This is a genomic window from Photobacterium sp. ABD4_091 (assembly GCF_056160145.1).
In genome coordinates this window covers 75,025-100,486 of the sequence record NZ_JBSWWQ010000002.1, presented here as the reverse complement: position 1 = coordinate 100,486, position 25,462 = coordinate 75,025, and the positions used below count along the sequence as shown (strand labels likewise).

At 45.9% G+C, this 25,462-nt stretch carries 21 protein-coding genes and 1 pseudogene; 4 read left to right on the top strand and 18 right to left on the bottom strand.

The window, feature by feature from the left end; genetic code table 11:
- Positions 1 to 11 precede the first annotated feature (11 nt).
- The 4 genes from ACXAGQ_RS14780 to ACXAGQ_RS14765 all read right to left on the bottom strand — a co-directional run bounded on the left by ACXAGQ_RS14780 (position 12) and on the right by ACXAGQ_RS14765 (position 4,043).
- Positions 12 to 1,259 (bottom strand): PGAP1-like alpha/beta domain-containing protein, encoded by a 1,248-nt coding sequence (locus ACXAGQ_RS14780; RefSeq protein WP_475254854.1) that lies wholly within the window; start codon positions 1,257 to 1,259, stop codon positions 12 to 14.
- 170 nt (positions 1,260 to 1,429) lie between these two features.
- Entirely contained in the window at positions 1,430 to 2,443 is a 1,014-nt protein-coding gene (locus ACXAGQ_RS14775; protein WP_475254853.1) for a phosphotransferase, read from the bottom strand.
- Positions 2,444 to 2,643: 200 nt separating this feature from the next.
- Positions 2,644 to 3,186: an RNA polymerase sigma factor SigZ gene (gene sigZ, locus ACXAGQ_RS14770; RefSeq protein ID WP_475256589.1), complete on the bottom strand. Its 543-nt coding sequence runs from the start codon at positions 3,184 to 3,186 to the stop codon at positions 2,644 to 2,646.
- A gap of 158 nt (positions 3,187 to 3,344) precedes the next feature.
- Positions 3,345 to 4,043 (bottom strand): glutathione S-transferase family protein, encoded by a 699-nt coding sequence (locus tag ACXAGQ_RS14765; RefSeq protein WP_475256588.1) that lies wholly within the window; start codon positions 4,041 to 4,043, stop codon positions 3,345 to 3,347.
- A 154-nt stretch (positions 4,044 to 4,197) separates the two neighbouring features.
- On the opposite strand from ACXAGQ_RS14765, the gene ACXAGQ_RS14760 reads away from it, so the two are divergent.
- Positions 4,198 to 5,172: a helix-turn-helix domain-containing protein gene (locus ACXAGQ_RS14760; RefSeq protein ID WP_475254851.1), complete on the top strand. Its 975-nt coding sequence runs from the start codon at positions 4,198 to 4,200 to the stop codon at positions 5,170 to 5,172.
- 173 nt (positions 5,173 to 5,345) lie between these two features.
- Here the strand turns inward: ACXAGQ_RS14760 and ACXAGQ_RS14755 are convergent.
- From ACXAGQ_RS14755 to ACXAGQ_RS14710, 10 genes and pseudogenes are all read right to left on the bottom strand, one after another.
- Positions 5,346 to 5,675 (bottom strand): annotated as a pseudogene (locus ACXAGQ_RS14755) (DUF3332 family protein); the annotation flags it as partial.
- A 331-nt stretch (positions 5,676 to 6,006) separates the two neighbouring features.
- On the bottom strand, positions 6,007 to 7,338 hold the full coding sequence (locus tag ACXAGQ_RS14750; RefSeq protein WP_475254849.1) for a hypothetical protein: 1,332 nt from the start codon (positions 7,336 to 7,338) through the stop codon (positions 6,007 to 6,009).
- 267 nt (positions 7,339 to 7,605) lie between these two features.
- Positions 7,606 to 9,762 (bottom strand): glycoside hydrolase family 3 N-terminal domain-containing protein, encoded by a 2,157-nt coding sequence (locus ACXAGQ_RS14745; RefSeq protein ID WP_475254848.1) that lies wholly within the window; start codon positions 9,760 to 9,762, stop codon positions 7,606 to 7,608.
- Complete coding sequence (locus ACXAGQ_RS14740; RefSeq protein ID WP_475254846.1) at positions 9,762 to 10,295, bottom strand: hypothetical protein; 534 nt, start codon at positions 10,293 to 10,295, stop codon at positions 9,762 to 9,764. Before ACXAGQ_RS14740 ends, ACXAGQ_RS14745 begins: the two co-directional genes overlap by 1 nt.
- The gene (locus tag ACXAGQ_RS14735) at positions 10,295 to 11,116 is read right to left on the bottom strand and encodes a carbohydrate ABC transporter permease (RefSeq protein ID WP_222549399.1); all 822 of its coding nucleotides are present in this window, start codon (positions 11,114 to 11,116) and stop codon (positions 10,295 to 10,297) included. The genes ACXAGQ_RS14740 and ACXAGQ_RS14735 overlap by 1 nt, the downstream gene beginning before the upstream one ends.
- Complete coding sequence (locus ACXAGQ_RS14730) at positions 11,113 to 11,994, bottom strand: carbohydrate ABC transporter permease (protein ID WP_222549400.1); 882 nt, start codon at positions 11,992 to 11,994, stop codon at positions 11,113 to 11,115. Before ACXAGQ_RS14730 ends, ACXAGQ_RS14735 begins: the two co-directional genes overlap by 4 nt.
- Positions 11,995 to 12,045: 51 nt before the next feature.
- Positions 12,046 to 13,287 carry an extracellular solute-binding protein gene (locus ACXAGQ_RS14725; RefSeq protein WP_475254845.1) on the bottom strand — a complete coding sequence of 414 codons (1,242 nt, stop codon included), beginning with the start codon at positions 13,285 to 13,287 and terminating at the stop codon, positions 12,046 to 12,048.
- 12 nt (positions 13,288 to 13,299) lie between these two features.
- The gene (locus tag ACXAGQ_RS14720) at positions 13,300 to 14,301 is read right to left on the bottom strand and encodes a LacI family DNA-binding transcriptional regulator (protein WP_475254843.1); all 1,002 of its coding nucleotides are present in this window, start codon (positions 14,299 to 14,301) and stop codon (positions 13,300 to 13,302) included.
- A 155-nt stretch (positions 14,302 to 14,456) separates the two neighbouring features.
- A complete protein-coding gene (locus tag ACXAGQ_RS14715) occupies positions 14,457 to 17,843 on the bottom strand; it encodes a GH36-type glycosyl hydrolase domain-containing protein (protein WP_475254842.1) in 3,387 nt (1,128 codons plus the stop codon).
- A 34-nt stretch (positions 17,844 to 17,877) separates the two neighbouring features.
- Positions 17,878 to 18,996 carry an ABC transporter ATP-binding protein gene (locus ACXAGQ_RS14710; RefSeq protein ID WP_475254841.1) on the bottom strand — a complete coding sequence of 373 codons (1,119 nt, stop codon included), beginning with the start codon at positions 18,994 to 18,996 and terminating at the stop codon, positions 17,878 to 17,880.
- 504 nt (positions 18,997 to 19,500) lie between these two features.
- Between ACXAGQ_RS14710 and ACXAGQ_RS14705 the strand changes: the two genes are divergently transcribed.
- Together ACXAGQ_RS14705 and ACXAGQ_RS14700 are read left to right on the top strand one after the other, a co-directional pair.
- Positions 19,501 to 20,532, top strand: coding sequence for a hypothetical protein (locus ACXAGQ_RS14705; RefSeq protein WP_475254840.1), 1,032 nt, complete (start codon positions 19,501 to 19,503; stop codon positions 20,530 to 20,532).
- 170 nt (positions 20,533 to 20,702) lie between these two features.
- Positions 20,703 to 22,427: a sodium:solute symporter family transporter gene (locus tag ACXAGQ_RS14700; protein ID WP_475254838.1), complete on the top strand. Its 1,725-nt coding sequence runs from the start codon at positions 20,703 to 20,705 to the stop codon at positions 22,425 to 22,427.
- Here ACXAGQ_RS14700 and ACXAGQ_RS14695 read toward each other — a convergent pair.
- The 3 genes from ACXAGQ_RS14695 to ACXAGQ_RS14685 all read right to left on the bottom strand — a co-directional run bounded on the left by ACXAGQ_RS14695 (position 22,424) and on the right by ACXAGQ_RS14685 (position 23,974).
- Positions 22,424 to 22,804, bottom strand: a complete 381-nt coding sequence (locus ACXAGQ_RS14695) for a LysE family translocator (RefSeq protein WP_475254837.1) — start codon at positions 22,802 to 22,804, stop codon at positions 22,424 to 22,426. The two genes, ACXAGQ_RS14700 and ACXAGQ_RS14695, sit on opposite strands and share 4 nt — an antisense overlap.
- Positions 22,805 to 23,016: 212 nt before the next feature.
- Positions 23,017 to 23,508 carry a MazG-related protein gene (locus tag ACXAGQ_RS14690; protein WP_475254835.1) on the bottom strand — a complete coding sequence of 164 codons (492 nt, stop codon included), beginning with the start codon at positions 23,506 to 23,508 and terminating at the stop codon, positions 23,017 to 23,019.
- 43 nt (positions 23,509 to 23,551) lie between these two features.
- Entirely contained in the window at positions 23,552 to 23,974 is a 423-nt protein-coding gene (locus tag ACXAGQ_RS14685) for a GNAT family N-acetyltransferase (protein ID WP_475254834.1), read from the bottom strand.
- Between the two features lie 249 nt (positions 23,975 to 24,223).
- Here ACXAGQ_RS14685 and ACXAGQ_RS14680 point away from each other — a divergent pair, with 249 nt between their 5' ends.
- Positions 24,224 to 24,637: a VF530 family protein gene (locus tag ACXAGQ_RS14680; protein ID WP_475254833.1), complete on the top strand. Its 414-nt coding sequence runs from the start codon at positions 24,224 to 24,226 to the stop codon at positions 24,635 to 24,637.
- An 88-nt stretch (positions 24,638 to 24,725) separates the two neighbouring features.
- Here the strand turns inward: ACXAGQ_RS14680 and ACXAGQ_RS14675 are convergent, their stop codons facing one another.
- A complete protein-coding gene (locus tag ACXAGQ_RS14675; RefSeq protein ID WP_475254831.1) occupies positions 24,726 to 25,457 on the bottom strand; it encodes a glutathione peroxidase in 732 nt (243 codons plus the stop codon).
- Positions 25,458 to 25,462 lie beyond the last annotated feature (5 nt).

The following is a 25,462-nucleotide window of genomic DNA, read 5'->3' as shown; positions in this document are numbered from 1 at the left end:
CCAGTTAAGCCTTAGCGCAACCACATTTCAAGTTGTTGGGTGATCTGCGGATCGCTCAACAGCTGGTTGTGGTTCATGTCATGAAAGACTTTCTGGTTTGAGTCGGCAAACAGGAGATGTCGCTCTTTTACTGGATGCTCCCCCAACGCACTATTGAGTGGAACAAGACCATCCCCAATCAATCGCTCAGCTAACATACTTCTTTGACTGGCAGTTGTCGCTGCAATAGTGAAACAAGCGATATCCTGGGGCAAAGGCACACCTGTCCGTTCGTCGGGTTTATTATGAAAACGGTCAGTACCTTGCCAATCTTCATCAATGACATACCCATAACGGAGATCGGTGATCCCCGAGCTTCGAAGGTTACTAAGCAGATTAAAAGGCGCGGTATATGGCGTTTTGCTAAGGATAATGCCCAATTTATTGCCGTAACGCTCTAATGGCGCCCCATGGTGGGGAGTCCCCAGAAACACCATTTTTTTCAGCTTATCAGGCCAATTCATTTCCTGCTTCTGGCCATAATGAACGGCACTTCTAGCCACCAGCCCGCCCATACTATGAGCGACAATCGACAGCTCCTCTATAGGGACAGGCCATTTTTGGACGAATTGCTCAATGAGCTCAGAGAGTTGCCGTCCATTTTGCGAGGTATGCAAGCCGGTATTATAGCGAAGATAAACAGGGGTATAGCCCAGCGAGGCGGACAACTGCTGGCCATGATCGACCTCAACCCCGTCATGCTCCCCTCGCCAGAGACGATCATTCATACACAGCCCATGGATCATCAGGATAACTTTCGTTGTCGCTTTCGTAATGTTGAAGGGTTGCAAGTCGTCGAATGGCAACCGCTCTTGCTGGTGATAGAAACTCATCGGGATCGCAAATTGACTGTTCTGCTCGACCAACCTATCCCCCATCACACCGTTAAGGGCTGACAGCACTGAAATACGCTCAAAAGTCTCAGGCTTGTCTTCATCGAAGGACTCGAGCCAAGGTTGATATTTCTCCAGAACTTTATCGAACCCACTCCCCACTAGCTCGGTTATTTTATAGATGTTCTTGTACACAAACCCTGTGATACCGCGGGTTCTGTCCGGGGTTGAGCCACCCGGCACGCCCATCGTACGCCAAACTGACTGATGGACACCTTCAGCGATTCGGGTTGCACTCACTGTTGCTTGCGTTGCTAGTTGCCCGACCCCTCTAAGATCGGAGGCGTAGAAATGCTTAAAGCGTTTTTTTAATACTTGAGTAACCACTAAGAACTCCATTTCGCGTAGTTATAGGGGGAAACGCGGGGAATCAGGCTTAGCTTTACGCAATACCACTCAGCGTAAACATAAAATTAAGCCGCAAAGCTCATAGTGGGGAAATAGTTTAGAATTGTGAACCTAGATAAACCAATTACCGCTCTTTCGCCCCAAACAGTTTATTGCTCAGCCTGAGTTTCCAGCCATTGCAATGCAGTCTCAGTAAGTTGTTCGGTATAAGGATTGATCTTCCAATGATCCGGGCACCAGCCTTTCATAAACCGCTGGAAATCAGCCCATGCGACGCAGTACATTGGGCGCCATTGCTGCTCAACATCGTTGCCGTCTATATCTGGCTGGTATTCTTGCAATGCCTGCTTCAGCGCCGCAAAGTACTCATCAAGGTACCCTTCAACTTTACGCTGATTGCTCTCCACGCTTTCACTGAAGTCCAGCACACTGCTGAGGAAAAGGCTGACATCCTTCATACCACAGCCCCCGCCCACATATTGGAAATCAACCGCGGCGACAGCTGTACCCTCAGGGGTAAAACAGCAATTAGCCAGCTTGGCATCACCATGCACCAGTGTCTGGTATCGGCTATTTGCTAGCGTGCTGTCTAAACGCTCAGCAGCGGCTTTAAGGGCTGGGTCTTCAAGCACAGCTAACTCATCCGGACGGGTAGCCAAATGCCAATATGTTCCCGTTTGCCAGAGTCCTTTGGTTTCAATGGCTTTGTCTTGAACCAGATATTGAGCATGAAACTGAGCCAGCCAGCGCAGGCAAGCCAAAATACTAGTCTGCTCAACACGCTTATGTACCTCGCAATATCCCAGCGTGTTCAAATCCTCCAGCACCAACAAAATTTCATTCTCTTGTTGTTCCATCAGCAGGCACTTTGGTACTGGGACATGACAGCCGTTGGCGTTATCTTGATACCAATTCACTTCAACTTGGTAAGAGTCCAATTTGCGCTGGTGTGAACGTGAGGTATTCCAGCCTCTTGGGTGATCCTTTGGCTGAGGCAACAGAATGTATTTCACAATAACAGAACTGTAGCGGCCACCTTCAAGGTGTAACCGCACCAACTCCCCATAACCGCCCCACAGGCTTTGGATATGCTCAACATCCGCGACGTTGTTAGCGCCGATGGACTGAATGACTTTTTCAATGATATTTGATGGGATATTCATAATTAAAAGCAGGTTATAGATCCTAGTTACTGGTTCCTAGTTCATGAGTTCTGGGTACTGCAACTTGTGTAAAAGCATTTCATATCAGGCTCTTGCTTTTCACTCTTCCTAGGCACTAAGCTCTTTAGCTCTTATTCTTTTCCCAGGAACTAGGATCCAGGATCCAGGATCCGCTCTTCCCAGGCTCTAAGTTCTAGGGCCTAGCATTTATTCCTACACTTCTTCCTCTGTTCGAAGTCGATAATATTACCATGGCTATCGACCTTCATCTCACAGCATTCACTAAACAGACGGCTAAGCTTTTCCCGGCTCTTCTGGACACGTGATTTCAGTGTCGAGTACTTCATTCCATGCTGCTCGGCATAATCTTTTTGCGAGGTGCCACTGATTTCAATCGCACTCAGCAGCTGCGCGTCCTCTTCTGGCAAAGCTTGGATAAACGGCAGAATACAATGGGAGAGCTGGCGGTGGACACTCTCCCCACCCTCGGTATACCAGAGCTCGTCTTCGGTAACACCTATACGCCGGGCTCGCTTGCGGTAGAAATCAATAATGGTGTTATTGGCTAGCTGAAACAGCCAAGACTTCAGCTTGTTCCTGTCTTTTACCGTACTGATCTGCTGGTAGGTCTTAATAAGGATATCCTGCAGCAAATCATCCACATCATCCGGGCACGAAACGTTCGACTGCAAGAAACGCTTAAGGCTTGTCTGGTATTGCTGCCACACATCCTCAATGCGAATTGCACTTTCCGGCAATACACTCTCAGGCATTTCTTTCTCCAGCACAGCTATTCTCCAAGGCAAATGGTCTCCAAGGCTACTCACCTCCAACGCGGAAAGGTTATGGGAATCCCCATAACCTTAATATTGTTAATAGTAAATTAAGATATGGCTACACGTTAGCCGCAGCAACTGCTTGAAGCGCAAGTTGAACGGCTTTGCAGCTCATTACCTGTCTTTAGGTATGTCTCGGACAAGTAGAAACTGGAGAAGTGCAGTTCAAAATCCTCGGCAACGGTTTTTTCAACCAGACCTGACTCCATAACAGCCTGCTGCCACGCCTGTGCTTTCGGCAAGCCACACAGAAAATCAAACCCCGTATGCTGTTTGATGATATTCGCACGGTGCAGCAAAGGTAGCCATGCAATATCCACATTGCTAATGCTATCTGATTTGAAGAAGCGCGATTTGCCAGACAGTTGCTTCTCTACTTTGGCAAATGCCGTCACAAATTTTTCGTTGCGCTGCTCGAATGTTGCCTTGTCTTTGCTACTCATGGTGCCGCACTGGGTCATGTAGTTCTTCGCCCCCAAATAACTCCAAGCGCGATCAAGTGCTCGCTGCTCGTTGCTGACACCTTCTTCAAGCGGGCCATATTGATCTTCAATGTATTCAATAATGGCATCGGATTCGAATAGCGCCGCACCTGACTCAGTAATCAACAAAGGCACCTGGCCGTTTGGCGAAATATCCAAGAACCACTGCGGCTTGTCCTTCAAGCTAATATATTCAATTTCATAAGGGATATTCCGTGCAGCCAATGCTGCAGTCACACGTTGGACGAATGGGCAAATTTTAAAACTGACAACTTTAAGCATCACTAAATCTCTCTTCAGTAGTTTGTATACCCGTAAGACGGGCACCATTTAGAAAAGACGAAAAAAAGATGAAAATTGTTGTCTCCAGGCCATTCAGTTAACTTCAAGGTGGCTTAGCATACAGTGCCATTATCATTCACCACGTTTATGGAACATGAGTTCACTACCCGTTTGCCGCGCAGCCCTTAGCGCCCCTTTTCTTCAGTTTCTCGACGAGCATGATCGGGATCCTTCTGTATTGCTGAAGAACTTCAATGTTGATAGGGATACCTTGGTCAACCCAAAGCTATACCTTCCTTCGCATTTACTCGGGCACATTGTGGCTTCAACTGCGAGTGCGACACAGTGCAACTATATTGGCTTTCATGCTGCGCAATATGTCGACAACCGAGGGATCCACCCGCAATTCCAAGAGCAACTGTTAAGAAGTGAAGGAGTAACGGACTTACTCAATGTTTTACTCTCGCTTCAGCACCTCCAAGGCTCACACTTCAAACTATGGTTGGAGTACCAAAACGGTGAAATGCGGATTTGCCATCAAAGCTCCCTCAAGGCGACAAGCAAAGGCTACGAGCACTCAAATGAGTTCACTGCCTTTATCATTATCAATCAGCTAAAAAGACAGCTGGGTGAAACATGGCAGCCTAAATACCTCGCTTTTCATCATCTATCAGCTCCAAAAGCCAAAATCGTCGGACAAACCGCCGAGAAGAAAGTCTTTTATGGGACAAAGCACAACTATGTACCCGTCGATATTGATATGAGGGACATGGAACCCATGTCGTTGTTCCCCAAAGAACGTCCTAGTTGCTCCATAACCAGAGTAAAGGGAGTGATTGATACCTTTTGGCAGAGTGAAAGTTTCGGGATTGATTTCGTTGCCCAACTTTTTGGCGTGTCCGAAAGAACATTGCAGCGCTTGTTCATCCAGCACGATACTTCATTCAGGGACTACTTAAACCAAAAGAAGGTTGAGAGATCACTCAAGCTATTGCAGCAGGGATTGAGCGTTCAAGATGTTGCTGAAAAGCTTAATTACTCCGACCCATCCAATTTTTCTCGGGCAATGAAAAAGCACCTGAACATGACGCCCACCCAATACCTCAAACAAGTTGCGCAGGTCGCCTAAGTTAAATAAAAATCATCACATAAAAAAAAGCCCCTACATATCAGTAAGGGCAAAGACCTAAGAGTACTACTTTATTATTAAAATAAAATCGACAATAACGATCTTCATTGCTTATTAATCTGATACAGCACAAAGATTATTAATTGTTGATTTTATTCAGATGCACTTATTTTTATAGGAGCAGAATGTAGTGATTCATCAATACTGCTATTGACTTCCAACCACGTTTCAGTATCGGTATCAAAGATATGAGGCTGACCGCTAATTGGGTTCTCACCTGTCCAAAACTCCAATGAGTTCAGTACCAAGTAATCGGCTCCTACAGTTACCGCATACAATGGCGACATCACCATATTCAGGCCACCACGGGCATACCGGTTATCCACTGCTTTTACGTTATATTCCATTAACTTACTGGTTGCCACATTACTGCCCACACAACCAGTTAACAGCGCAGAAGCGATACCCATCACTACACATCGTTTAATAATATTGATAGCCATACAACTTATAATTAAAGGCAAATTTATCGACGAGGGGAATACTACTGACTGCTCAAATATGATCTAGCGATAATCACAATATTTGTTAGCCAGCTAGCAATTTTTCCAATTAAAAAACAAATGTCGTAAAATGACCTGTACAAGATAAAAATATAAATAGTGAATATTGATTTAATTAACAACCCAAATATATCTATACTAAAAAAATCACTCGCAATGCATCAGGTATTAATACTTCATCAATCGAAAGTGTATTTTATGATGCTTCATTAATATTATTTACAGAAGCAACAAAAGCCTTGCTGAAGCAAGGCTTTTCCCTTTAAGTTATTTATTCACTATCAGGAGTGAATGATTGATACATCTCGACGACATGCTCATAGTAACCTTTATGCTTAAGGTAATTATCAACCTTCTCATTGATGCTTGGAGACAAGAAAGAGCCAATCATCATACCTTGATCCAAAGAGAGTATCTTGGTTGAAATCTTACCTTCAGTATCGACAGAGTCATACCAACCGTACGGCGATTCAATATTTGGATGCTGCTCTTTTATTTTATTAAGCAAGTTCACTGCATCCCATGAATTTACCATATACGACAATGCAGTCGCATGTGGTGTACCAGTGAACTCACCCGGACTTTCATGACCAAAACGAACATAGGCTTCAGATATATCATTAATGCCAAAAGCAGCATAACCATCATCAGTTGTCGCAGCCGAAGAAACAAATGGAATATTGTGCTTCTCAGAATGCATTTTCTGCATTTTGGTCATATCTTCAATGATAGAATAATCTGGAATCAAATTTCTCTCATTCAATAATACTGAAGGTAACATCCCCTGGAAATAAGCTCCATCCCAAGTCAGCATTGGATAGTAATTTCGCTCATCAATCGTATAGTTTCCGGTATAGAGTTCCATATCACTAAATGCAGTTTTAGGAACTTCCTTTTCAGAACCCTTTGTTACCAGATGAGCCCAAACCGGTGCTAGGCGGCTTTCGTTGGCTTTACGGTCAACATAATATTCAAGTGGCTTTTCATCTTTTGCTGACCAGCCTGCATATAACAACCCTCTTTTCGGATCATAGATTTTGTACCACCCTTCAACTTGACGAGTGATAATTTCTTCAACTTTTTCAACAACTTTTTTCTCACGCTTGTTATTTGAATCTAGGTAAGCGCCAGCAACCCCTGCAAGAGAAAAAGCAAGGTTGGCATTATCAACAGCGGGAACGATCCCTTCTTCAGTTGGTTGCAACTTCCCACCCACAATATCATATGGCCAAAAATACAAACCATTCCAAGTTGGCGTCTCCAGCAGTACATCCAGTGTTTCAATGATCCGCTTTAACGCATGATTACTACCATTTTTGTGGGCTTCGACCAGAATATTTAAATAAAATCCAATTTCTGTTGTGTTGACATAATATTGGGGGTCGACAATGCCATCCCTGACAAAAATAGTATCGTAAGGGACTTTGGCTTTTTGGTCGACACCAACACCATCAAGGAAAAAATCTAAATTATTTTGAAACTCTTGCTCAAAGCCATATGGAATAAGTTGGTCACTAACTGATAGTTCTTTTATTGTAACATCAGAATAAGCAGAAAAGCTCGACGATAATATAATCGCAGATAGCAATGATTTCTTAATCATGGTAGACCTTTAATTTCAATAAATAAAAATATATAGGGAAGAATACAATTTGTTTGATTTTCATATTATGCCTAAATAATTAGGCGATTTGTATACTATAAGAGCCTTTATATTAATAATGAGATCTTGATACGAATACAATGAAATATAAAACAACAATACAATTCATTATGTGACTCTATCATCAGCAAGCTCACCAAATAAAATAATAAAAAAAGCCACCTTTACGGTGGCTTCACTTAATGCACAGATATAAAAAGAAAACGATTAAATAATTTCAAATGATGTCGAAAAATCTATTTCAGAGCTACCACCAATATAAATATCAATAATGCCTTTTTCATTTTCAAATTGTTTACTCGCCCCGTAAAACGCTAATTGCTCCGGGGTAAGCGTAAACTCAATTTTTTGGCTCTCTCCTGGCTCTAAGAATACCTTGCTGAACCCTTTTAGCTCTTTGAGCGGGCGAGTTGTACTCCCTGCCCGGCGATGGATATAGCACTGTACTGTTTCTGCAGCCGCAACATCGCCTGTATTGGTAATAACAACGCTGACCTTTTGTTCACTCTCTGCTGACACAGCAGTTTGCTCAACGGCAGGTTGCCCATATTCAAACTGGCTGTAGCTCAAGCCAAAGCCAAACGGGTACAGCGGAGATTCACTCAAGTCTTTGTATGGCATGTAATCAAGGAAATCACGCTTCTTGCCAATTTGCTTACGGCCGTAATACATCGGGATTTGGCCAGTTGAGCGTGGCACTGTCATTGGCAGCTTCCCGCTTGGTGAAACCTCACCAAACAAAATCCGTGCAACCGCAGTGCCTGTCTCTGTGCCCGACTGCCAAGCGTACAAAAGGGCATCAGCGTATTGCTCTACGGCAGCAGATGGCACCGGGCGGCCAGTACATTGAACAACGACCAAGGGCTTGCCAGTGTTGCCAATTGCTTGGATAAGCGCTTCCTGGCCGGCAGGCAGCGTCAACTCAGCAATATTGCGTGCTTCACCGGTACGGCGATGGCTTTCGCCAATACACAAGACCACCACATCGGCACGGTGGGCGCACTCGACCATCTCGTCACTGAATGCCGCAGATTCGGTCAGCACTTCTGCCCCAGGGGCTACTTGGCGGATCCCTTCAGCAATACTGGTGACATCTTCAGCATCGCCATCAAGGCACCACGAGCCAAGGTGTTGGCGTTTTGAGTCTGCGTGAGGGCCAATTACTGCCACTTTTAGCTTGTCAGACGCCAGCGGCAAAATACTCTCTTTATTCTTGAGCAAGACCATACTCTGCTCAGCTAGCGCCAATGCCTTATTAATATGCTCTGGATGGCGCAGGATCTGGCTATGAATACATGGGTCGACATAAGGGTGCTCGAATAAGCCAGCACGAAATTTAGCGGTCAAAACGCGAGAAACCGCTTCGTCTAGCTGCTCACTGCACTCAGGGTGATCAGCAATAACCTGGGCAAGATGATCCTCATAAGCCTCATGGGTCATTGCCATATCGATGCCGGCCTCCAGTGCTTTCTTCGCTGCGCCTTGGGCATCAGCCACAACACCAAAATAGGCCAGATCAGCAATCGAGCCCCAATCACTGACCACCATGCCATCAAAAGCTTGATCCTGCTTTAGCCAGCCCTTAATTAGCTTCTGGGCAGATGTCGTCGGCGTTCCTCCCAAATCGTTAAAACCCGACATCAAGGTTGCCACACCGGCCTTAACCGCTGCAGCAAAAGGAGGCAGGTATACATTTTGGAGTGTATTGTCGGTGATCTCTGTCGTGTCGTAGTCACGCCCGCCCTCAGCAGCCCCATAGCCGATAAAGTGCTTGGCACATGCCAGCAGGCGGCCAGGTTTGCTTGGATCGTCCCCCTGAAAGCCCTTAACAACAGCCTGGGCAAAACAAGATGATAAATATGGGTCTTCACCACTACTCTCTATAACCCGCCCCCAGCGAGGATCACGGACAATGTCAAGCATAGGGGCAAAAGTCCAGTTAATACCTAACGAAGCTGCTTCGCTCGATACCGCCTGATAGGCACTTTCTACCAATTCAGGGTTCCAAGAGGCCGCCTGGGCCAATGGGATAGGCAACACAGTCGCCTGCCCATAAATAACATCCCTGGCAAAAATGACCGGGATGCCTAATCGGCTCTCCTCGACAGCCGCGCGCTGGATTTCATTGATTTGTTCTGGGTTTACCGATTCACCCGGCGCATTGCCAGCCCAAGCCGTATCAGCAAGGATCCGCGAACCCCAAAGACCATGGCGAACCTTATCAAGGTAACGCTCACGGTTGTCATCGTAATCAAGCATCGGTGACTGGCATAGCTGGCCGATTTTCTCGGCCAAGGTCATACGCGGCAAGAGATCCGCCACACGCTCATGAACAGTAAGAGAAGCATTCTGATATGGGTGCATTAGGGTGTTTCCTTGTTCGCAGGACGTGTAACTACTTCAACCGATTGGCTATTGAGTGCATCTTTGTAAAAACGCGGGAAGGCTTCTTCCAGGAACTCTTGCATCTCGAGAGCCAGCTCCATCTCGCCTTGCTGCTCGGCACGGCTGAGTAACTCTAGTGCAGCCTCAGGGACATAGCGCATATCCAGCTCAACGTAGATCTCAATAAACAGCAGCAGCTCTTCGTTGGTTAGCTCTGGCAGCATTTTTGGTGCCAGCTGTTTCGCCTCAAAGTAAAACGCCGGTTTTGGCCCCCACAAGGCATTCTCCCACGTTTCAATCACCTGCTGATATCCACCCAAGTAGACATCGTCGCGGCGCAGCTCGAGTTTATTCATGCCTTTGAGGGCAACCATATAATTGCCTTCGGCTTTCTGCTGCTCGGCAAAATCAAAATAGTCGGACGACATGTTGTAGGTCTTGACCCAAGCAACGGAAAAAGCCGCTAAAACCAGGACTGACAATACCGATAGCTTTAAAAGTGTCTTTTTCATTATTTCACTCCCACCCCGGTGAAGGCTTTAATGAAGTTCTTCTGCAGGCAGAAGAAGACAATCACAACAGGAATAGCAATCATGGTGGTCATGGCCCACAGCTGTTCTAAGTTAGTTGATGGTATTTCAGCCTTGAAGTTGTAAAGCGCCAACTGCAGCGTCATCAATGAATCATCCCGGACATAAAGCAGCGGCCCCATAAAGTCGTTCCACGCCCCCATGAAAGTCAGGATCCCCACAGTAGCCAAAGCCGGGCGCATCATAGGCAAGACGATGCGGGTGAAAATACGGAACTCACCAGCGCCATCAATACGCGCCGCTTCCAGGTAGGCATTGTCAATTTGCTTCATGAACTGGACCAGAAGGAAAATGTTATAGGCACTGATCGCACCCGGTATGATCAATACACGGTAGGTGTTAATCCAGTTCCACTCATACATCATGATGTAGGTAGGAATGGTAAACAGTATTGCAGGGATCATCATTGAGCCCAAAATCAGCTTTAACCAGAACTCACGGCCAGGCAGATTCGTTTTCACAATCGCATAAGCAACCATCGATGAGAACAGCGTATTGAGAAACGTCACTGACACCGAAATAAAAATAGTATTGAAGAATACTCGACCTAGATTTACCGTTTCGAAGACTTTCAAATAGCCGCTGAACGATAGGCTCGTTGGCAAAGAGTTAGGCGAATGCAAAATCTCCGGCCCAGTCTTGAACGAGTTCATAATCATATAGAAGAACGGGTAAATCACTAGCAAGCTCGCAATGATAAGCGCACCGTAAATCAACGCGTCCTTTTTCATTTTACTGCTCATTCATCTGCTCCTTTGCTGGTAATTTTCAATTGCATGATAGTTAGCAGGTAAATAACGAGTGCCAGCATCAGACCAATCGTCGAAGCCTCACCCATCTTCATTTGCTCAAAACCTGTCTGGTAGAGGTAAAGCACTGGTGTCAATGCTGACTGGTAAGGACCGCCGCTAAGATCGAAGTTCATGAAGACTTCGATAAACATCTGCAAACCATTGATGATATTGATCGTCATAACAAAGATAATCTGAGGTTTAAGCATCGGCAGGGTAATTTTGCGTACCTTCCGCCACCAGGAAGCGCCATCAATGTCAGCGGCCTCAAAGAGTGATTTATCGATACTGGCAATACCGCCTAGGAAGATGATCATCTGTACACCAAACCATTTCCATGCGCTGAAAACTGCGATGACAGGCATAGGCAGCCACTGCTCAAACTTCCAGAACACTGGCTCAGCCAACATGTTGGCATTAACCATGACATTCTGAACCGGACCAGTCGGGCTTGAGACAAACTCAAAGATGATCATGGCAACGGTAATTGAGGTGATCACCGGAATAAACATGATGGTACGGAACAGGCTTGAGCACCATTTAATTTCATTCAATAGCAGTGCCAAACCCAATCCCATGATGAAACTCAATAAAACGAAAATCACCTGGTTAAATACCACATTGAATAGTGACTTCCAGAATAAGTGGTCCGATACCACACTTATCCAGTTATAGAAGCCAACAAAACGGGTATTTTCCGGGGTTAGGATATTCACATCCAAAAAACTACTTTCAAAAGAAAGATAAAATGGGTAAAGCAAGAAGACAAGGAAATACACTATCCAAGGTGCGAGAAATATATATCCCACGCCGATATTTTTCAGCTTCATAATAGAACCTTATTTCAGATAACAATTAAAGAAAGAATGAATTATGATTATTTATTTTCTCAACACCTTTCTTGCTTTTTCCCCTGCTTCAATAACAGCATCTTCAGGCGATATGGATTTTCTCAGTACAACTTGTGAATATTGATCCAGAATAATATTGGCAACATCAGAAACTTGGGCAAAGGGCTCACTGCTCAAACTATATTGCAACTGTTCAACAAACGGTTTGACATCATCTTGCTGGTAATACTCACGGTCACTGAGGGATTTCAACACCGGCAATTGCGCAAGCGCTAAATTTGCCTTGTGGTTGAGCTCGTCTTCCATCAGGAGTTGGACAAATTCCCAACCTAGCTGTTCTTTCTCTTCTGTACTCTTGAACAACATCAAGGCACGACCATCAAGTGTTGAGTATGACGTATCACCGAGGTTCCGAGTAGGAATAGGTGCAACACCGATATCCTTGCCAATCATCATTGGCCTTTCCGCTGCCTCAGGGAAATTAGCCTTCCAACCAAAACCAAATTGCGGCCACATACCAATGGTACGGGAGAAGAAGCTTTTCTCCATGGTCATCGGAGCAAACTGCTGGGCTTTTTGCATCGTTGCCAAGAACTCAGCCATGTTGGCTTCTGGCCGGTCAAATACTGGGTTGGTACCAAAACGGTTCAGCAGTTGGTACTCACCGCCATTGAAGTTGTAATACATCTGCGCCAGCATATTCCAGTACCAGCTACCGGTTGACAGTACCTCGTTCCAGGCAACGGTACCGTAGACCGGGCTGCCGTCAGCCCGTGGTGGTAGCTGGCTGATTTTCTCTGCTGCATGCAAGAACTCATCCCAAGTGCGTGGCGGCTGATCAGGGTCAAGGCCAGCCTCACGGAACAGCTCTTTGTTGTAAATCATTAATTGTGTGGTGGCATTCCACGGGATGTAATAGGTTCGGCCGTAGTTTTTGCGCAAGAACAATGGGTCGATGCGCTCAATCAACTCATCATAGCCTTCGAACTGATCAAGGTAGACCAGCCGTCCCATCTTGGCATAACGAGCAGGTTGGTAACCAAACACCCCAGCATAGAGATCTGGCAAGTCGCCAGCGGCAATTCGGGTATCGAGGTTTTCATCGTTGGAAAGCACAACCCTTACCCCGGGATGCCGTTTCTGGAATTCAGGGATGACTTCCTGTCTCATGAAATCCATATAGTTCCCCACTGGCGTCATGATTTCCAGTTGGGTAGCGGCAGCCGCTTGGCTGCCAAGTAGCATCAATAATCCACACAACCACTTTTTCATATCAACAACCTTTTACAAGGTATCCCTTGTGATCATTTTGGTTGGCAGCATTCTTAAATCTTCTGGCTCTTTACCGTTCATCGCTTCAAACAATGTTTCTGCCGCGATTTGGCCCATTTCGTGCTTTTGATGGGAGACGGTGGTTAGCCCAGGCATAATCAATTCCGCCAAGCGGATATTATCAAAGCCAACGACTTTCATCTCTTCCGGAATATTAATTCCATGTTCATTAGCCGCTCGGATAATACCAATTGCCATCTCATCATTAGCAGAGAATATTGCCGAAGGTACCTTCCCGGATGCCAGCATATCTTTCATTTGTTGATACGCTGTTTTTTCAGTAAAGTCAGATGAAATTAATAAATTGCTGTCAAAACCAATTTTATAATAACCTAATGCAGCGATATAACCTTCAAGCCTTTTTTGGTTGTCATAGGCGTCTTCCGGACCACCAAAAAAGTGTACGTCTTTACAGCCGGCTGCAATTAGTGCCTTCGTTGCGGAAAAAGCGCCACCAAAGTTATCAATCAAAATATTGTATATATGCGGTGCTGATATTTCTCGGTCTAACACCACCAGCGGCAAGTCTTTGCTTGCTGTCGCCTTGAGGAACTCATCATCAAGAGAGTTAGTCAGGACAATCGCACCATCTACCATGTTGTCGCGCAAGTATTTATATGCCGTTGAGTTCTCATCCCCATAAGAGCTACAGGCAACCAAATCATACCCTTGCTGGTGCACAACTTGCTCAATACCCCGAACCAGTTCGCTATATACCGGACCAAACCACGAATTGAAAAACAGACCTATGGCTTTGGTTTTCTTTTGTTTTAATAACTTGGCGTTGCTATTGGCAACATAATTCATGTCGTTTGCTACCTTGAGCACGCGATCTCGGGTTTCTTCACTGATCCGTTCACTGCCGTTGATGGCGTAAGAGACAGTCGATATCGAGACATTGGCTTTTTTAGCCACATCTTTAATCGTTACCTTCACTCTCTCATCTCCTTTCAATCATTTCCCATCCAAACAGTGGATAGCGTTGTTGAAACGATTCTATCAATTTACGGCAAGAAGCTAAATAAGAACCCCGAAGATCGGCCTAGTTTTTGACATCGCACAGCTTTTATTTGTCGAAACCAATCACCAGGCCGAGGCCTAACTCGCTATTACAAGGTGACAACTAGGGTGTTATTTGTTTCTAGAAGCTTATCTTTCAATAGGTTACTTGAGATAACAGCACCACCGGTACGGTAACGGTTTGATTCAAGTTCAAATGGCAAAGTCTCACCATTCAGTTCGATAGATTTCGGTGTGTACTCGCCCTGGTAAGGTTGAATGACAATATTCACCGGGCGGCCATACAAACGGAACTCAAGCGTTACTTCACCCTGCTCACGGTCGATTACCGGATCGAGGATTAAGTCTTGCTGGTCATAACGAATACCCAATACGCTAGCGATAACCTGGTTGATGTAGATCCCCGGGCCACTAGAGTAGATACGCCATCCGCCTTTCACCTCTACCTCGCCGCTCATCACCTTATCCATGGCCCCGTATGCCTGGTAACGGTCATTGAAACGGGCATCCGAGCTTGAGAAGTAAGCGTTAGACTGGCGCAATGCCGCATTCGGTACTGAAGATTCAATACCCATAGGCACAATCTTGAACAGGTTTTCGAACACAGACTTGGCGCGGCCCATCTTACAAAGCGCCTCGATAAAGCGAATGTGCGCGTGGCAGTACTGTAGGCCTACTTCACGGCCCAAGTTGGCAGCAAGCTCGGCACGCTTGAAGTAAGTCTGCTGGCCAGCTTTGTACTCGGCCATCTTGTCCATCAAACGTACACCATCTGGATAGACCAGCTTGTCTTCGATCACGGCTAGGTGCGACTCAGCCATTTCTGGCGAGAAGGTTTCAGAAATGATCGAGCGGCTTGCAGGCAGCAGGCGGTGCTTGATACCCGTTTTCTTATCGGCTGGATGCAGCAAGTACTCGATCTCTTCGACGTCACCCTGCTCGTCGCGGGCAAAGTGGATAAAGCCTGCGATGGTTTCGTCTTTGATCAGGTAGGCATGGTAGTCACGCTCCATGTTCTCTGTCAGCTCAATCAATTGGCCGACGAACTCAGCGTACTGCGTGTTGCCAGCCAAGGCTGTTGTCATTGTCTTCATTGCTTGCAAAGTCAGCGGAATCGTCCAGCCACTCACCATATTTTCGCGCAAAGACTGATTTGCTGGTTGCAGGGTGTCATCCCAGTCACCATCGCCATAGCATGACAGGAAAGTACCTGGAACAAGGTTATCGATGATGTGTTTCACTTGGCGCTGAACATGCTGGAACAACGTGAAGGTTTCATCGGTAAAGCCAAACTGCTTATCGATACTGGTAAACGGCAATTGGGTTTCAAGAATTGACACATTGCCTGTTGCAGTGATGTAGTCTGCCAGAGCTTTCAGCGGCCATACCACGATATCGCCGTGGGCTTCTTCCTGCTGGATAGTGCCGTAGTTATCAAACATGAACCACTGCGGCCAAGTACCTGTTTCTTGGTACTGGTGGCTGTAGATAGTCTTCAGCAGATCTTCAACCTTGGTGTACTCATGCATCGCCATGAAGAACTCGAATGGCCCCTGTGATACATCGCGAGTCCCCCATGCAGCCCCCGAGTATTGCTCTAGGCCATGTGGTGTGCTGTAGTGAACCAAGGCATTGTGCGAGAACCACTGCATTACATCATTCAGTTTCTGGCCGCTCTCTTCGTTGTCGCTAAACTTGATCGCAAAGTCATTGACCAAGGCATTTTGGTTGTCTTGGTAGTTGGCTGTTTCAGCAGCAAAGTCCAATACCTCCCCTTGGGTGTCAGCGCCGTTAAATACACCACCAAAGCTAATTTGAGCAGCTTGATCAACCTTACCTTTAAGCAGGAGATATTGAACAGAACCGGTTTCTGCATCGGTGATCAGTTCTGCTTCTGCCAGTTCGGCACTAGGCGTAATGGTGAACTGCAGCTCAGGGCTCTTCGCTGCAATTAATTCATCATCACCATTTACCACAAAGCCTTTTTCGCTGTGGGCAACATTCACTTTGCCAGTGTTTTCGTTATTACCGAACACCAACTGATGAGAGACGACCACTTCCAGCGGCTGTGCCAAGTTTTCTGTTGTAATGTTTAGCTGAATAGCTGGAGATGCCGCGCTGCTGAATGAAGTCACAACAATATAGCCAGCTTGATATTTATAGACCCAGCGGGAAAAGTTCAAGCCGACTTCGTAAGCAGATGGCATTGCCAGCACGTTGAAACGATCGCCCTCTTTTACCCAGATACGCTGGCCGCTGTGCTTGAACTGATTCAGCGAATTACGGTTAACACCCAAAAGCTTGTTAAATGAAGTATTACCTAGGGTTAGCTGAGAGTTGAACACACCAAAAATATGGTGCGTTGAGCTCATGATTGGCTGGTTGCAATCGTGGTTGTTGCCCGATGCCACAACATGACCCGTTGCGCGCTCTAGGTGTTTTTCTTTCTCTTGCAGGGTGACGTAATGGTTTTCACCATAGAAGAAAGAAAGCAATTCACCGTCTTTCTGATCATTGAAGCGACGAGCACTAGGGGCACAGAAAAAGCGCTCGAGCTCTGCTGTTGAAAGTGGCTCACCAGTAATAACACCCGAGTTGAATTGCTCTACATTATCCAGAACAACAAGTTCGCCACCCGCAAAATCAGTTACCACGTACGCTTGCTTAACCGTCTCTAGCGCCAAAGGCTGCTTGACGTTGGCATTTGGGCAATTGCCTTGGTAAACACCGTAAAATACCGTGCTTTCATTCTGCCCTTTGGCAAGAGTAGTTTCCGCTGTCTGCAGGGCAATATAGCCCATCTCATACTGGTACTTTTCATTGGCCAGTTGCGGTTGTTGCAGTACTGGCAGTTGTTCATTGACTTTGTATTCTGTTCCGAAAAACTGGTAACCATCTGTGCTGTAAGAAACAACAGGGCTGAATGAGCCAATTTGAATTAATGGGTTGCCGGTGCTTTGCGGCAGGTTTTGACGGCTACAAACCACATAGCCAGCATCATCAGTATTGAATACTTCATGATCAAGGTACTGACAGCAGTAGGCTTCATTGGTTTTGACCGCACCTTCGTCAGCCAACGCTACATCCTGACCATATACCAAGTCGTAAGTCAGTGACGCTTCACCTTTAGCTTCAACATTTACCGTATAGAAATATTGCGGGCTGGTTGGTGAAACAGAAGCAATAACCGTTGCTACCCATTCGCCGGTTGTTGTTTTCCAGCCGATACGGCCATCTTCAAACTTGAATGTTTCAATATCATTGTTGAAAAACAAAATCGGTGTAACGCTATATCCGTCATCACCTTTGACCCGCAGAAAGATATTTGAAATCGCCTTTTCTGTGGCCGGCGTTTCAAACTGTGTCACCATCACACCACCAGCACGGATAGTATGAAGGGTATTGTTGGCATTGAATTCAAGAGCCAGATGACTATTTTCAATCCGGTGTCTCTGGTTTGATACGCTATACAACATTGCGGTTAATTCTCCCAAATAGCTTAATCAACAATTACTTGTTGTAAAAAATATTAAATTCTGTGGACTCGTCAAATAGATGGCATTTGTCCATCTTCAGACGCAACAAGCAGGTGTCGCCAGCCTTTAGCTGCTTCTCATTGTTCATGAGCTTGCAAATCACATCATGGCCGTAAACGTGGGTATGAATGAATTTCTCAGAACCCAGTTCTTCAACCGCGGTAATGGTTGCCGCCAGTGTATTTGCTTCACCGTCTTCGGCGAGTTCAAGGTGCTCAGGGCGAATACCCAAGAAGACGTGGCGGTCTTCCCACAATGCAGCTTGGGTCTGCTTATCCTTAGGAAGGACAAAATCGCTGCTGCCGATATGGAAAACCAACGTTTCATCGCGCTTTTGAAGCTGGCCAAACAGCATGTTCATGGATGGTGAACCGATAAATTCCGCTACAAACTTGTTTTTCGGGTTGTTGTACACTTCCATTGGTGTATCAACCTGCATCAGATGGCCTTTGTTCATGATGCAAACCCTGTCGCCCATAGTCATTGCCTCAACCTGGTCGTGGGTAACATAAATCATGGTTGCTGGGTTACCAGCCGACTTGAGCTGTTGATGCAATTTGCTGATTCGCATTCGCATAGAAACACGTAGCTTTGCATCCAGGTTTGATAACGGCTCATCAAACAGAAAAACATCTGGCTTCCGAACCATGGCACGACCCAGCGCTACACGCTGGCGCTGGCCACCCGACATCTGCTTTGGCTTACGTGAGAGCAACTCAGTGATTTCTAGCAACTCAGCCGCTTCCTGAACCCTTTTTTCAATCTCTTGTTTCGGTTTTTTCGCCGTTTCAAGGCCAAATGCCATGTTTTCATAAGCTGTCATGTGTGGGTATAGTGCGTAGTTTTGGAATACCATCGCAATACCACGGTCCTTTGGCGCAAGATCGTTACAAACGGTATTGCCAATAGACAGCTCACCATCGGAAACACTTTCCAACCCGGCAACCATACGCAACATGGTTGATTTAGCACAACCTGAAGGACCAACCAGCACCATGAACTCACCGTCATCAATATCAAGATTGATATCGTGTAGTGCATGGAAGCCGTTTTCGTAAACTTTATTGATTTCTTGCAGTTTGACTCTCGCCATTATCTGCCCCACCCCTGTAGAAACGTTTCAACTAAGATATCGTTTATTTCGACAGGGTCAATGAGTAACAAACTGAAAATTACAGTTTCGTGACTGAGATCTCGTCGACAAAGCGCCACTATCATTCACCCTAACAATAATGCTTTTTTGTTTACCACCAATGACTTAAATGTAATTTTAGCGTATTTAAACCAATTCACATTATCTGATAAGCCATTGTTTAGATGGCTCTTTTTTATTTCGACAGCGAGTAACCTATTGACCAAAAACGAGAATAATTTTGCTTTGTCACAACATGTATTTTTAGCTTAACCCTTGCTGAATACAAAACAAATACATTAAAATCAATAATTTAAAACAAAAACACCAACCTAGTTCAAAAATAAACTAAGAGCCAGTTCACATTTCCCCAAAGTGCCATTTGAAATATTGATGAAATATATCAATCATTCCTACCGAAACGTTTCAACAGTCAAATCTAAATATACAAGAAGCGGTTAGCACATGAACAGAATGAACAAATCTTTGATCTACCCAATGGCCCTCTTCTCGGCAGTGGCTTTTGCCGAGAATACCCAACAAACAGAACCTGAGCTTTACAATCCACTACTGACAGCAGCTGAAGAAGAACAAAAAGGATCACCACAGGTAGAGCCTGTAGATATCAAGCCCGTTCTTCTAGCATCTACAGATGAACTAGAAAGTCGCTACATTTCAGAAAGCTTCAATAATGAGCCTCAAATTGAACGGGTGGAAAACCGGGATTTTCCTAAACGCACCCGTGCCCTTACCGGTATTGAGTATGAAAATATCGACTTCAAGGGTGGCGGTGATATGGAGTACCTGCACTTCATCTATGCTGATGGTTTCACTAAGGTAACTGATTATTTCAGCATGGGTTATGTGTTGAAAGAGATCCATTTCTACAATGATGGAAAGTCGACAGGCCAAGCGAACTACTCTGAAATCATCCCGGCGTTCTTCTTCCCGATTACCGATACTATTCGTGGTAACGTCTTTATGTCGTACGAGAAAGTGATTGGTAATGGCAGTGGCTGGAATTACGACAAGTACATGATCAAGCCAGGCCTAGATTTTGACCTTGGCCAGCACTTCCTCCATGTAAACTTGGAGATGGGTTATGAAGATAGCCATGGGGATAATGGTTCATTTATCGAAACTGAACCGCTGTACCTCTACAAGATGAACGATAAGGTTAATCTTGGTGCCAAGGTGATCTATGTCGATGTGAACAATGATTGGGCATACCGAGAATTTGCAGTTAAACCACTGGTGCAATTCAATTTTGATAACGGCAACTACCTTGAACTTCGCTACGAAAATGGCAGGGTAGAAGGCAATGGCGGCAACCAGCGCCACGACTATGACATCTACGCGCTTTATACTGAACTGCCTATCAATGACACCTTCTCGGTGCTGGCTGATATTCAGTACAAGATGCTAGAAACCAGCAAAGGCGATGCGGCTGATCAGGATATCTTCTTCTCCAAAGTCGGCCTGGTCTGGAAGTTTTAATTTACTTCCCTCCTTGTAATTAGCAATCCTTAAGCCCTACACACCTGAGTAGGGCTTTTGCTATTTGGCTCCTTGCCAGCAAAAGCATGAAACAATAATTGAATTGGCCAACCATTAAAAATGAAATACAATTTCATTGTATAACCATCGTTCTGCTGGCAGGTATTGGCGTGACATATCTAGACTGGGCCATGATTGGCCTATATTTTGTTTTTATAATCAAGGTGACACAAGCATTCAGGCACCAGGCCTCTAATGCGGAAGGTTTTATTACTGGCGGTGGGGCGATGACCTGGTGGATGGCAGGAGCAACGGCCTTCATGACCCAGTTTTCAGCCTGGACATTTACCGGGGCGGCTGCCAAGGCCTATGCCGACGGGCTCAGTATTATGTTCGTTTTCTGGGGTAATGCGCTAGGTTTCTTCATCTCGGCCCTGTACTTTGCCAAACGCTACCGCCGCTTACGTGTTAGTACGGCAATGGACGTTATAAAACTTCGTTTTAATAAAACTTCCGAGCAAACCTTTACTTGGTTGAGTTTTCCTATCACGCTGATTGGTGCTGGTATTTGGCTTAACGGGCTTGGGGCGTTCTTGTCTGCAACATTCGGGATCAGCATCGATGTCACCATCATTGGGATCAGCCTACTGGTCACCTTCATCGCTATCTCGGGCGGTGTGTGGACAGTCTCGGCAACCAATGTCATTCAGCTCGTCCTGCTTATTGCCATTACCATGATCGTAGGACTTACTGCTGCAAATGAAGTCACGTCGCTACCTGTCGAATCGTTATCTCATACCATCATGGGTGAAGGCATCGCCATCTGGCAGATCTTTGTGTTGTGGATAGGGGCAATGCTGTTGAGCCAGACCCTCAACACCAACAACGCCCTGAGCAGTTACCGGTTCTTAATCACCAGCAATGAAAAAGAGGCAACCCGGGCGGCAACACTGGCTGGGGTGCTGTTTTTATTCGCTCCTCTTCTTTGGTTCTCCCCACCTTGGTTTGTTGCCTCGCTGGATATCAATCTCGTCGACAGCTACCCAAACCTGGGGGCAGGCGCTGACAATGCCGCCTACCTCTATTACATCGACCACTATATGCCAAACGGCCTGCTCGGGCTGGTCATGGTCGCGATGCTAGCTGCAACGGTTTCACCGATGACAACTGCCTTAAACCGCAATGCAGGCATTGTGGTGAACAACATCTACCTGTCTCTGATCAACCCTAAAGGGACAAACCGGCAGCAAATGCTTCTTGGTAAATGGGCAACACTATTAACCGGCGTCATGGCCTGTGTTGTGGCACTGTTCTTTTCACGGTTAGAAGGCTATAGCTTATTTGATATCATGATGCTGTTTACCGCCATGATTCAAATGCCAATTTCAATCCCATCGTTCTTGGCACTGCTCAACCTTAAAACACCGGGTTGGTCTGGCTGGGCAACGATCTTAGTTGGCCTTGTTGTTTCTTTCACCGTCCATTTTGGCTTTAATCCCCAGTGGTTTGCCGCCCTATTCGACCACACATTGACAGGCCGAGAGCAGGTTGACCTGAAAATTGCCGCTACCTTCATTTCCCATGTCATCTTTACAGGAGGTTTCTTCATGCTGACACCTTGGCTATCGAGCAAGAAAAAAGACAGCAGTGAAATTCGCCGCCGCCTATCAACGCCAATGAGTAGTGAGGAGCAAAGCCCGATAGATCATACCAACGGTATTTTTATGGGCCGCGCCTTGGCTGTACTGGGAGTGCTGGTAAGCTTGATTGCAATGTCTACCGAGACGTGGCGTGATGCCTCAATTTTCCTCGCAATAGGCGGGCTGATTTTGATCTGTGGTTTCGGGCTGGCCTATAAATCGAGCCGGTTGCATAAGATTGCAATGGCTTCCTAACCCTGAGTAGAAACAAGCAATTTAACGCCAAACACGCCGAACAGGCTCGCTGCAAGGCGGCTAAACCATTTGCGAGCCGATTGACTCGCAGATAGTTTGCGGCTCATTGATGACGACGCCCAGGAGATAAAGTGGCACCAGATCACGCCGGTAAAATTGAAAATCATACCGAGTACCATAAAGGCGAGGGCCTTGTTGTCGCTCGAGCTTGTAATAAATTGCGGCATAAATGAAAGGAAAAACAGCGCCACTTTGGGATTGAACACATTAGTGATCAGCCCCTGGGTATAGATACTCAGCAGTGAGCTCTTTTTTGAGACGGCAGATGCCGACTCAGTAAACGTCGATTCAGCCTGCAAACTACTGTCTTTGAACATGCTAAAGGCCATATAAAGCAGGTAGAGCCCGCCCTAAAGCCCTGACTCGCTGCCCTACCGGCAATCAAAATAGAATCAGGCCCGGGGATCATGTTAAGTACAATCCCAGAAACCACAAACAACCACAGATTCTCTATCCCAAACACTGCCTCAACTCCTCTTCCTTGCAATACTTGTTCGTTGTTAACGGGCTAGCAGAAGCTAGATTCTACTCAGGTGACTTTTGACGAAAACTGACCACTCAGCTCATCGATATCAATCAGATCGACATCTCTACCCAGTACCCGCTTGTATCGTATTAACTCGGCAACCGGTATCGTTGGCACTTCAACGCCCAAATAACGTCCAACAACAGATTGGGAAAAATCAGTTTTAAGCTCAATCCAATTACCAATGCCAGCTGCTTTGATTTTGGTTCCAGGTGACAATCCAATTTCGATTTTCTGCCCCTGATATATCAACTGGAAATATTCCAAATCCCATCCACCTTCAACATAGTGGGCTATAGGCTTAGAAATATAGGTACTCACTAAAGGTAGGATTTTGTCGGCATCAGCTCTTCGAATGTATAGGTCAATATCGGCTACCTCCCTGCTACCACCATGAATGGTTGCAGCAAGACCGCCGACTATCTGGAACTGCACCTGCTGCGAATCGAGTGTATCCTTTAACCACACCAGTGCATTTTTTACTTTTTCGCTCATCCTAAACCTGTCTCCTATTTGCCCTAAACCCCTTCAATAAGTGCTACGAACCGGCTTCAAACACGCACTGAGATTTTTTCCTCTTAAACCCGATAGCTTCGTAGAATTGATGAGATTCAAGCCTTTTATCATTGCAGCGTACTCTTAACTTTCCCTTGTTTGTTGCTACTGCATAATCGACTAACGCACGGGCAATTTCATTGCCGCGAAAATCAGGGTTAACAACAAGCCCACCTATTTCGAAAAAATCGTCTGATGCTAACCGGCGGGCATAAAACAAATGTAGCCAACCGACCACCAACCCGCCCAACTCGCAAACATAAACTTCATCAGACATAGAGGCGCACATCTGATACAGCTTGTCCCTTACTTCATCATCTGAAATCCCAGAATAGCCAAGATACTTTGAGACTTGGTTGATCCTTTCAGCATCAGCTATTGTTGCTAATCGACATATGGCGTTCAATCTAACCTCCTTGTCAGTCTCGCCAAACAACCTGCGCTATACCTGCCCAATAGCTTTCATTCGGGGCAAGGGGAAATGACATTTACCAGCACATTATCAGAACCTTGTTTTTTATTGCCAAGACAGAGTCTCATTTAGAGGCTGATTAGTCGATATATTTAGGGATGGAAGGTTTACTCTGATAGAATCCCGAGCCCATACCAAATAGCCCAGCCAATCTTGGTTAAGTTAGAAACTTAGGAACTCGTTATGATGACCGATGAAGAAAGAATTGAATTACAACAGAACAACCCATTGCATGGTCTTAAGTTAGAAACCTTACTGCAAGAGTTGGTGGACTTCTACGGCTGGGAAATCCTGGATACGGCGATGCGTATCAACTGCTTTCATACCAACCCGTCGATTGCGAGCAGTGTGAAGTACCTCAAGAAGACAAATTGGGCGAGAGAGAAGTTAGAAAACTTCTACCTCTACCGCTTCAAACGCATGCCTCGCGCTTCCGCAGAAGAATACGACCTGCCACCGCGTGCACGTACCTTCCCGCATGGCCTTAAGCCCAAAGAGCCGATGGAGCTAACCGTGGAGTCGATCTTGAAGTCACAGGCCAAAGCAGCATCAGCTCACAAAGAGCGTTCATCTCGTGGTGGCCGCCAACGCCGCTGATGGCTTGAAATCATTTGCACACCAATACAAAAAAAGCCAAGCAGGGAAAACCCTACTTGGCTTTTTCTTTTAACGATTTATTTATCGATTACTTAGCTAGGAAAGCTTCAAGCTCTTCGCTGCCACCGATGTGCTGACCACCGATGAAGACCTGGGGCACAGTGCTGCGGCCAGAGATTGCACGTAGGCTAACGGTTGTTGCGTCTTTGCCTAAAACAACTTCTTCATAGTTCAGACTGTTATCGATCAGGTTCTGTTTCGCTTTAGTACAGAATGGGCAACCAGGCTTGGTAAATACCGTGATTGATTGCTGCATTTTGTGCTCAGGAGCCACGTAAGCCAGCATAGTATCGGCATCAGAAACCTTGAACGGGTCGCCCGGCTCGTCGTTTTCGATAAACATTTTCACTACCACACCATCTTTAACCAGCATGCTGTAACGCCACGAGCGATCACCGAAGCCTAGGTCATTTTTAGCAACCAGCATACCCATGCCTTTCGAGAAGTCACCGTTACCATCTGGAATGAAAGTAATGTTTTCAGCTTCTTGGTCAGCTTTCCATGCATTCATCACGAATGTATCGTTTACAGAAACACATAGGATGTCATCAACACCGTGCTCGGCAAATACTGATGCCAACTCGTTGTAGCGAGGCAGGTGGCTAGAAGAACAGGTCGGGGTGAATGCGCCCGGCAGTGAAAAGACGATAACGGTTTTGTTGGCGAATAGCTCTTCTGTTGTCACGTCTACCCACTGGTCACCTTGGCGTGTGTGGAAAGTAACCTGAGGTACTGCTTGGCCTTCTTTTGATTCAAACATAATGG

Bases quoted from the DNA above. Each gene is read 5' to 3' on its own strand.
- ACXAGQ_RS14775 (WP_475254853.1), bottom strand. From the start codon at position 2,443: ATGAATATCCCATCAAATATCATTGAAAAAGTCATTCAGTCCATCGGC.
- ACXAGQ_RS14765 (WP_475256588.1), bottom strand. From the start codon at position 4,043: ATGCTTAAAGTTGTCAGTTTTAAAATTTGCCCATTCGTCCAACGTGTG.
- ACXAGQ_RS14760 (WP_475254851.1), top strand. From the start codon at position 4,198: ATGAGTTCACTACCCGTTTGCCGCGCAGCCCTTAGCGCCCCTTTTCTT.
- ACXAGQ_RS14750 (WP_475254849.1), bottom strand. From the start codon at position 7,338: ATGATTAAGAAATCATTGCTATCTGCGATTATATTATCGTCGAGCTTT.
- ACXAGQ_RS14745 (WP_475254848.1), bottom strand. From the start codon at position 9,762: ATGCACCCATATCAGAATGCTTCTCTTACTGTTCATGAGCGTGTGGCG.
- ACXAGQ_RS14740 (WP_475254846.1), bottom strand. From the start codon at position 10,295: ATGAAAAAGACACTTTTAAAGCTATCGGTATTGTCAGTCCTGGTTTTA.
- ACXAGQ_RS14735 (WP_222549399.1), bottom strand. From the start codon at position 11,116: ATGAGCAGTAAAATGAAAAAGGACGCGTTGATTTACGGTGCGCTTATC.
- ACXAGQ_RS14730 (WP_222549400.1), bottom strand. From the start codon at position 11,994: ATGAAGCTGAAAAATATCGGCGTGGGATATATATTTCTCGCACCTTGG.
- ACXAGQ_RS14725 (WP_475254845.1), bottom strand. From the start codon at position 13,287: ATGAAAAAGTGGTTGTGTGGATTATTGATGCTACTTGGCAGCCAAGCG.
- ACXAGQ_RS14715 (WP_475254842.1), bottom strand. From the start codon at position 17,843: ATGTTGTATAGCGTATCAAACCAGAGACACCGGATTGAAAATAGTCAT.
- ACXAGQ_RS14710 (WP_475254841.1), bottom strand. From the start codon at position 18,996: ATGGCGAGAGTCAAACTGCAAGAAATCAATAAAGTTTACGAAAACGGC.
- ACXAGQ_RS14705 (WP_475254840.1), top strand. From the start codon at position 19,501: ATGAACAGAATGAACAAATCTTTGATCTACCCAATGGCCCTCTTCTCG.
- ACXAGQ_RS14695 (WP_475254837.1), bottom strand. From the start codon at position 22,804: ATGTTCAAAGACAGTAGTTTGCAGGCTGAATCGACGTTTACTGAGTCG.
- ACXAGQ_RS14690 (WP_475254835.1), bottom strand. From the start codon at position 23,508: ATGAGCGAAAAAGTAAAAAATGCACTGGTGTGGTTAAAGGATACACTC.
- ACXAGQ_RS14680 (WP_475254833.1), top strand. From the start codon at position 24,224: ATGATGACCGATGAAGAAAGAATTGAATTACAACAGAACAACCCATTG.
- ACXAGQ_RS14675 (WP_475254831.1), bottom strand. From the start codon at position 25,457: ATGTTTGAATCAAAAGAAGGCCAAGCAGTACCTCAGGTTACTTTCCAC.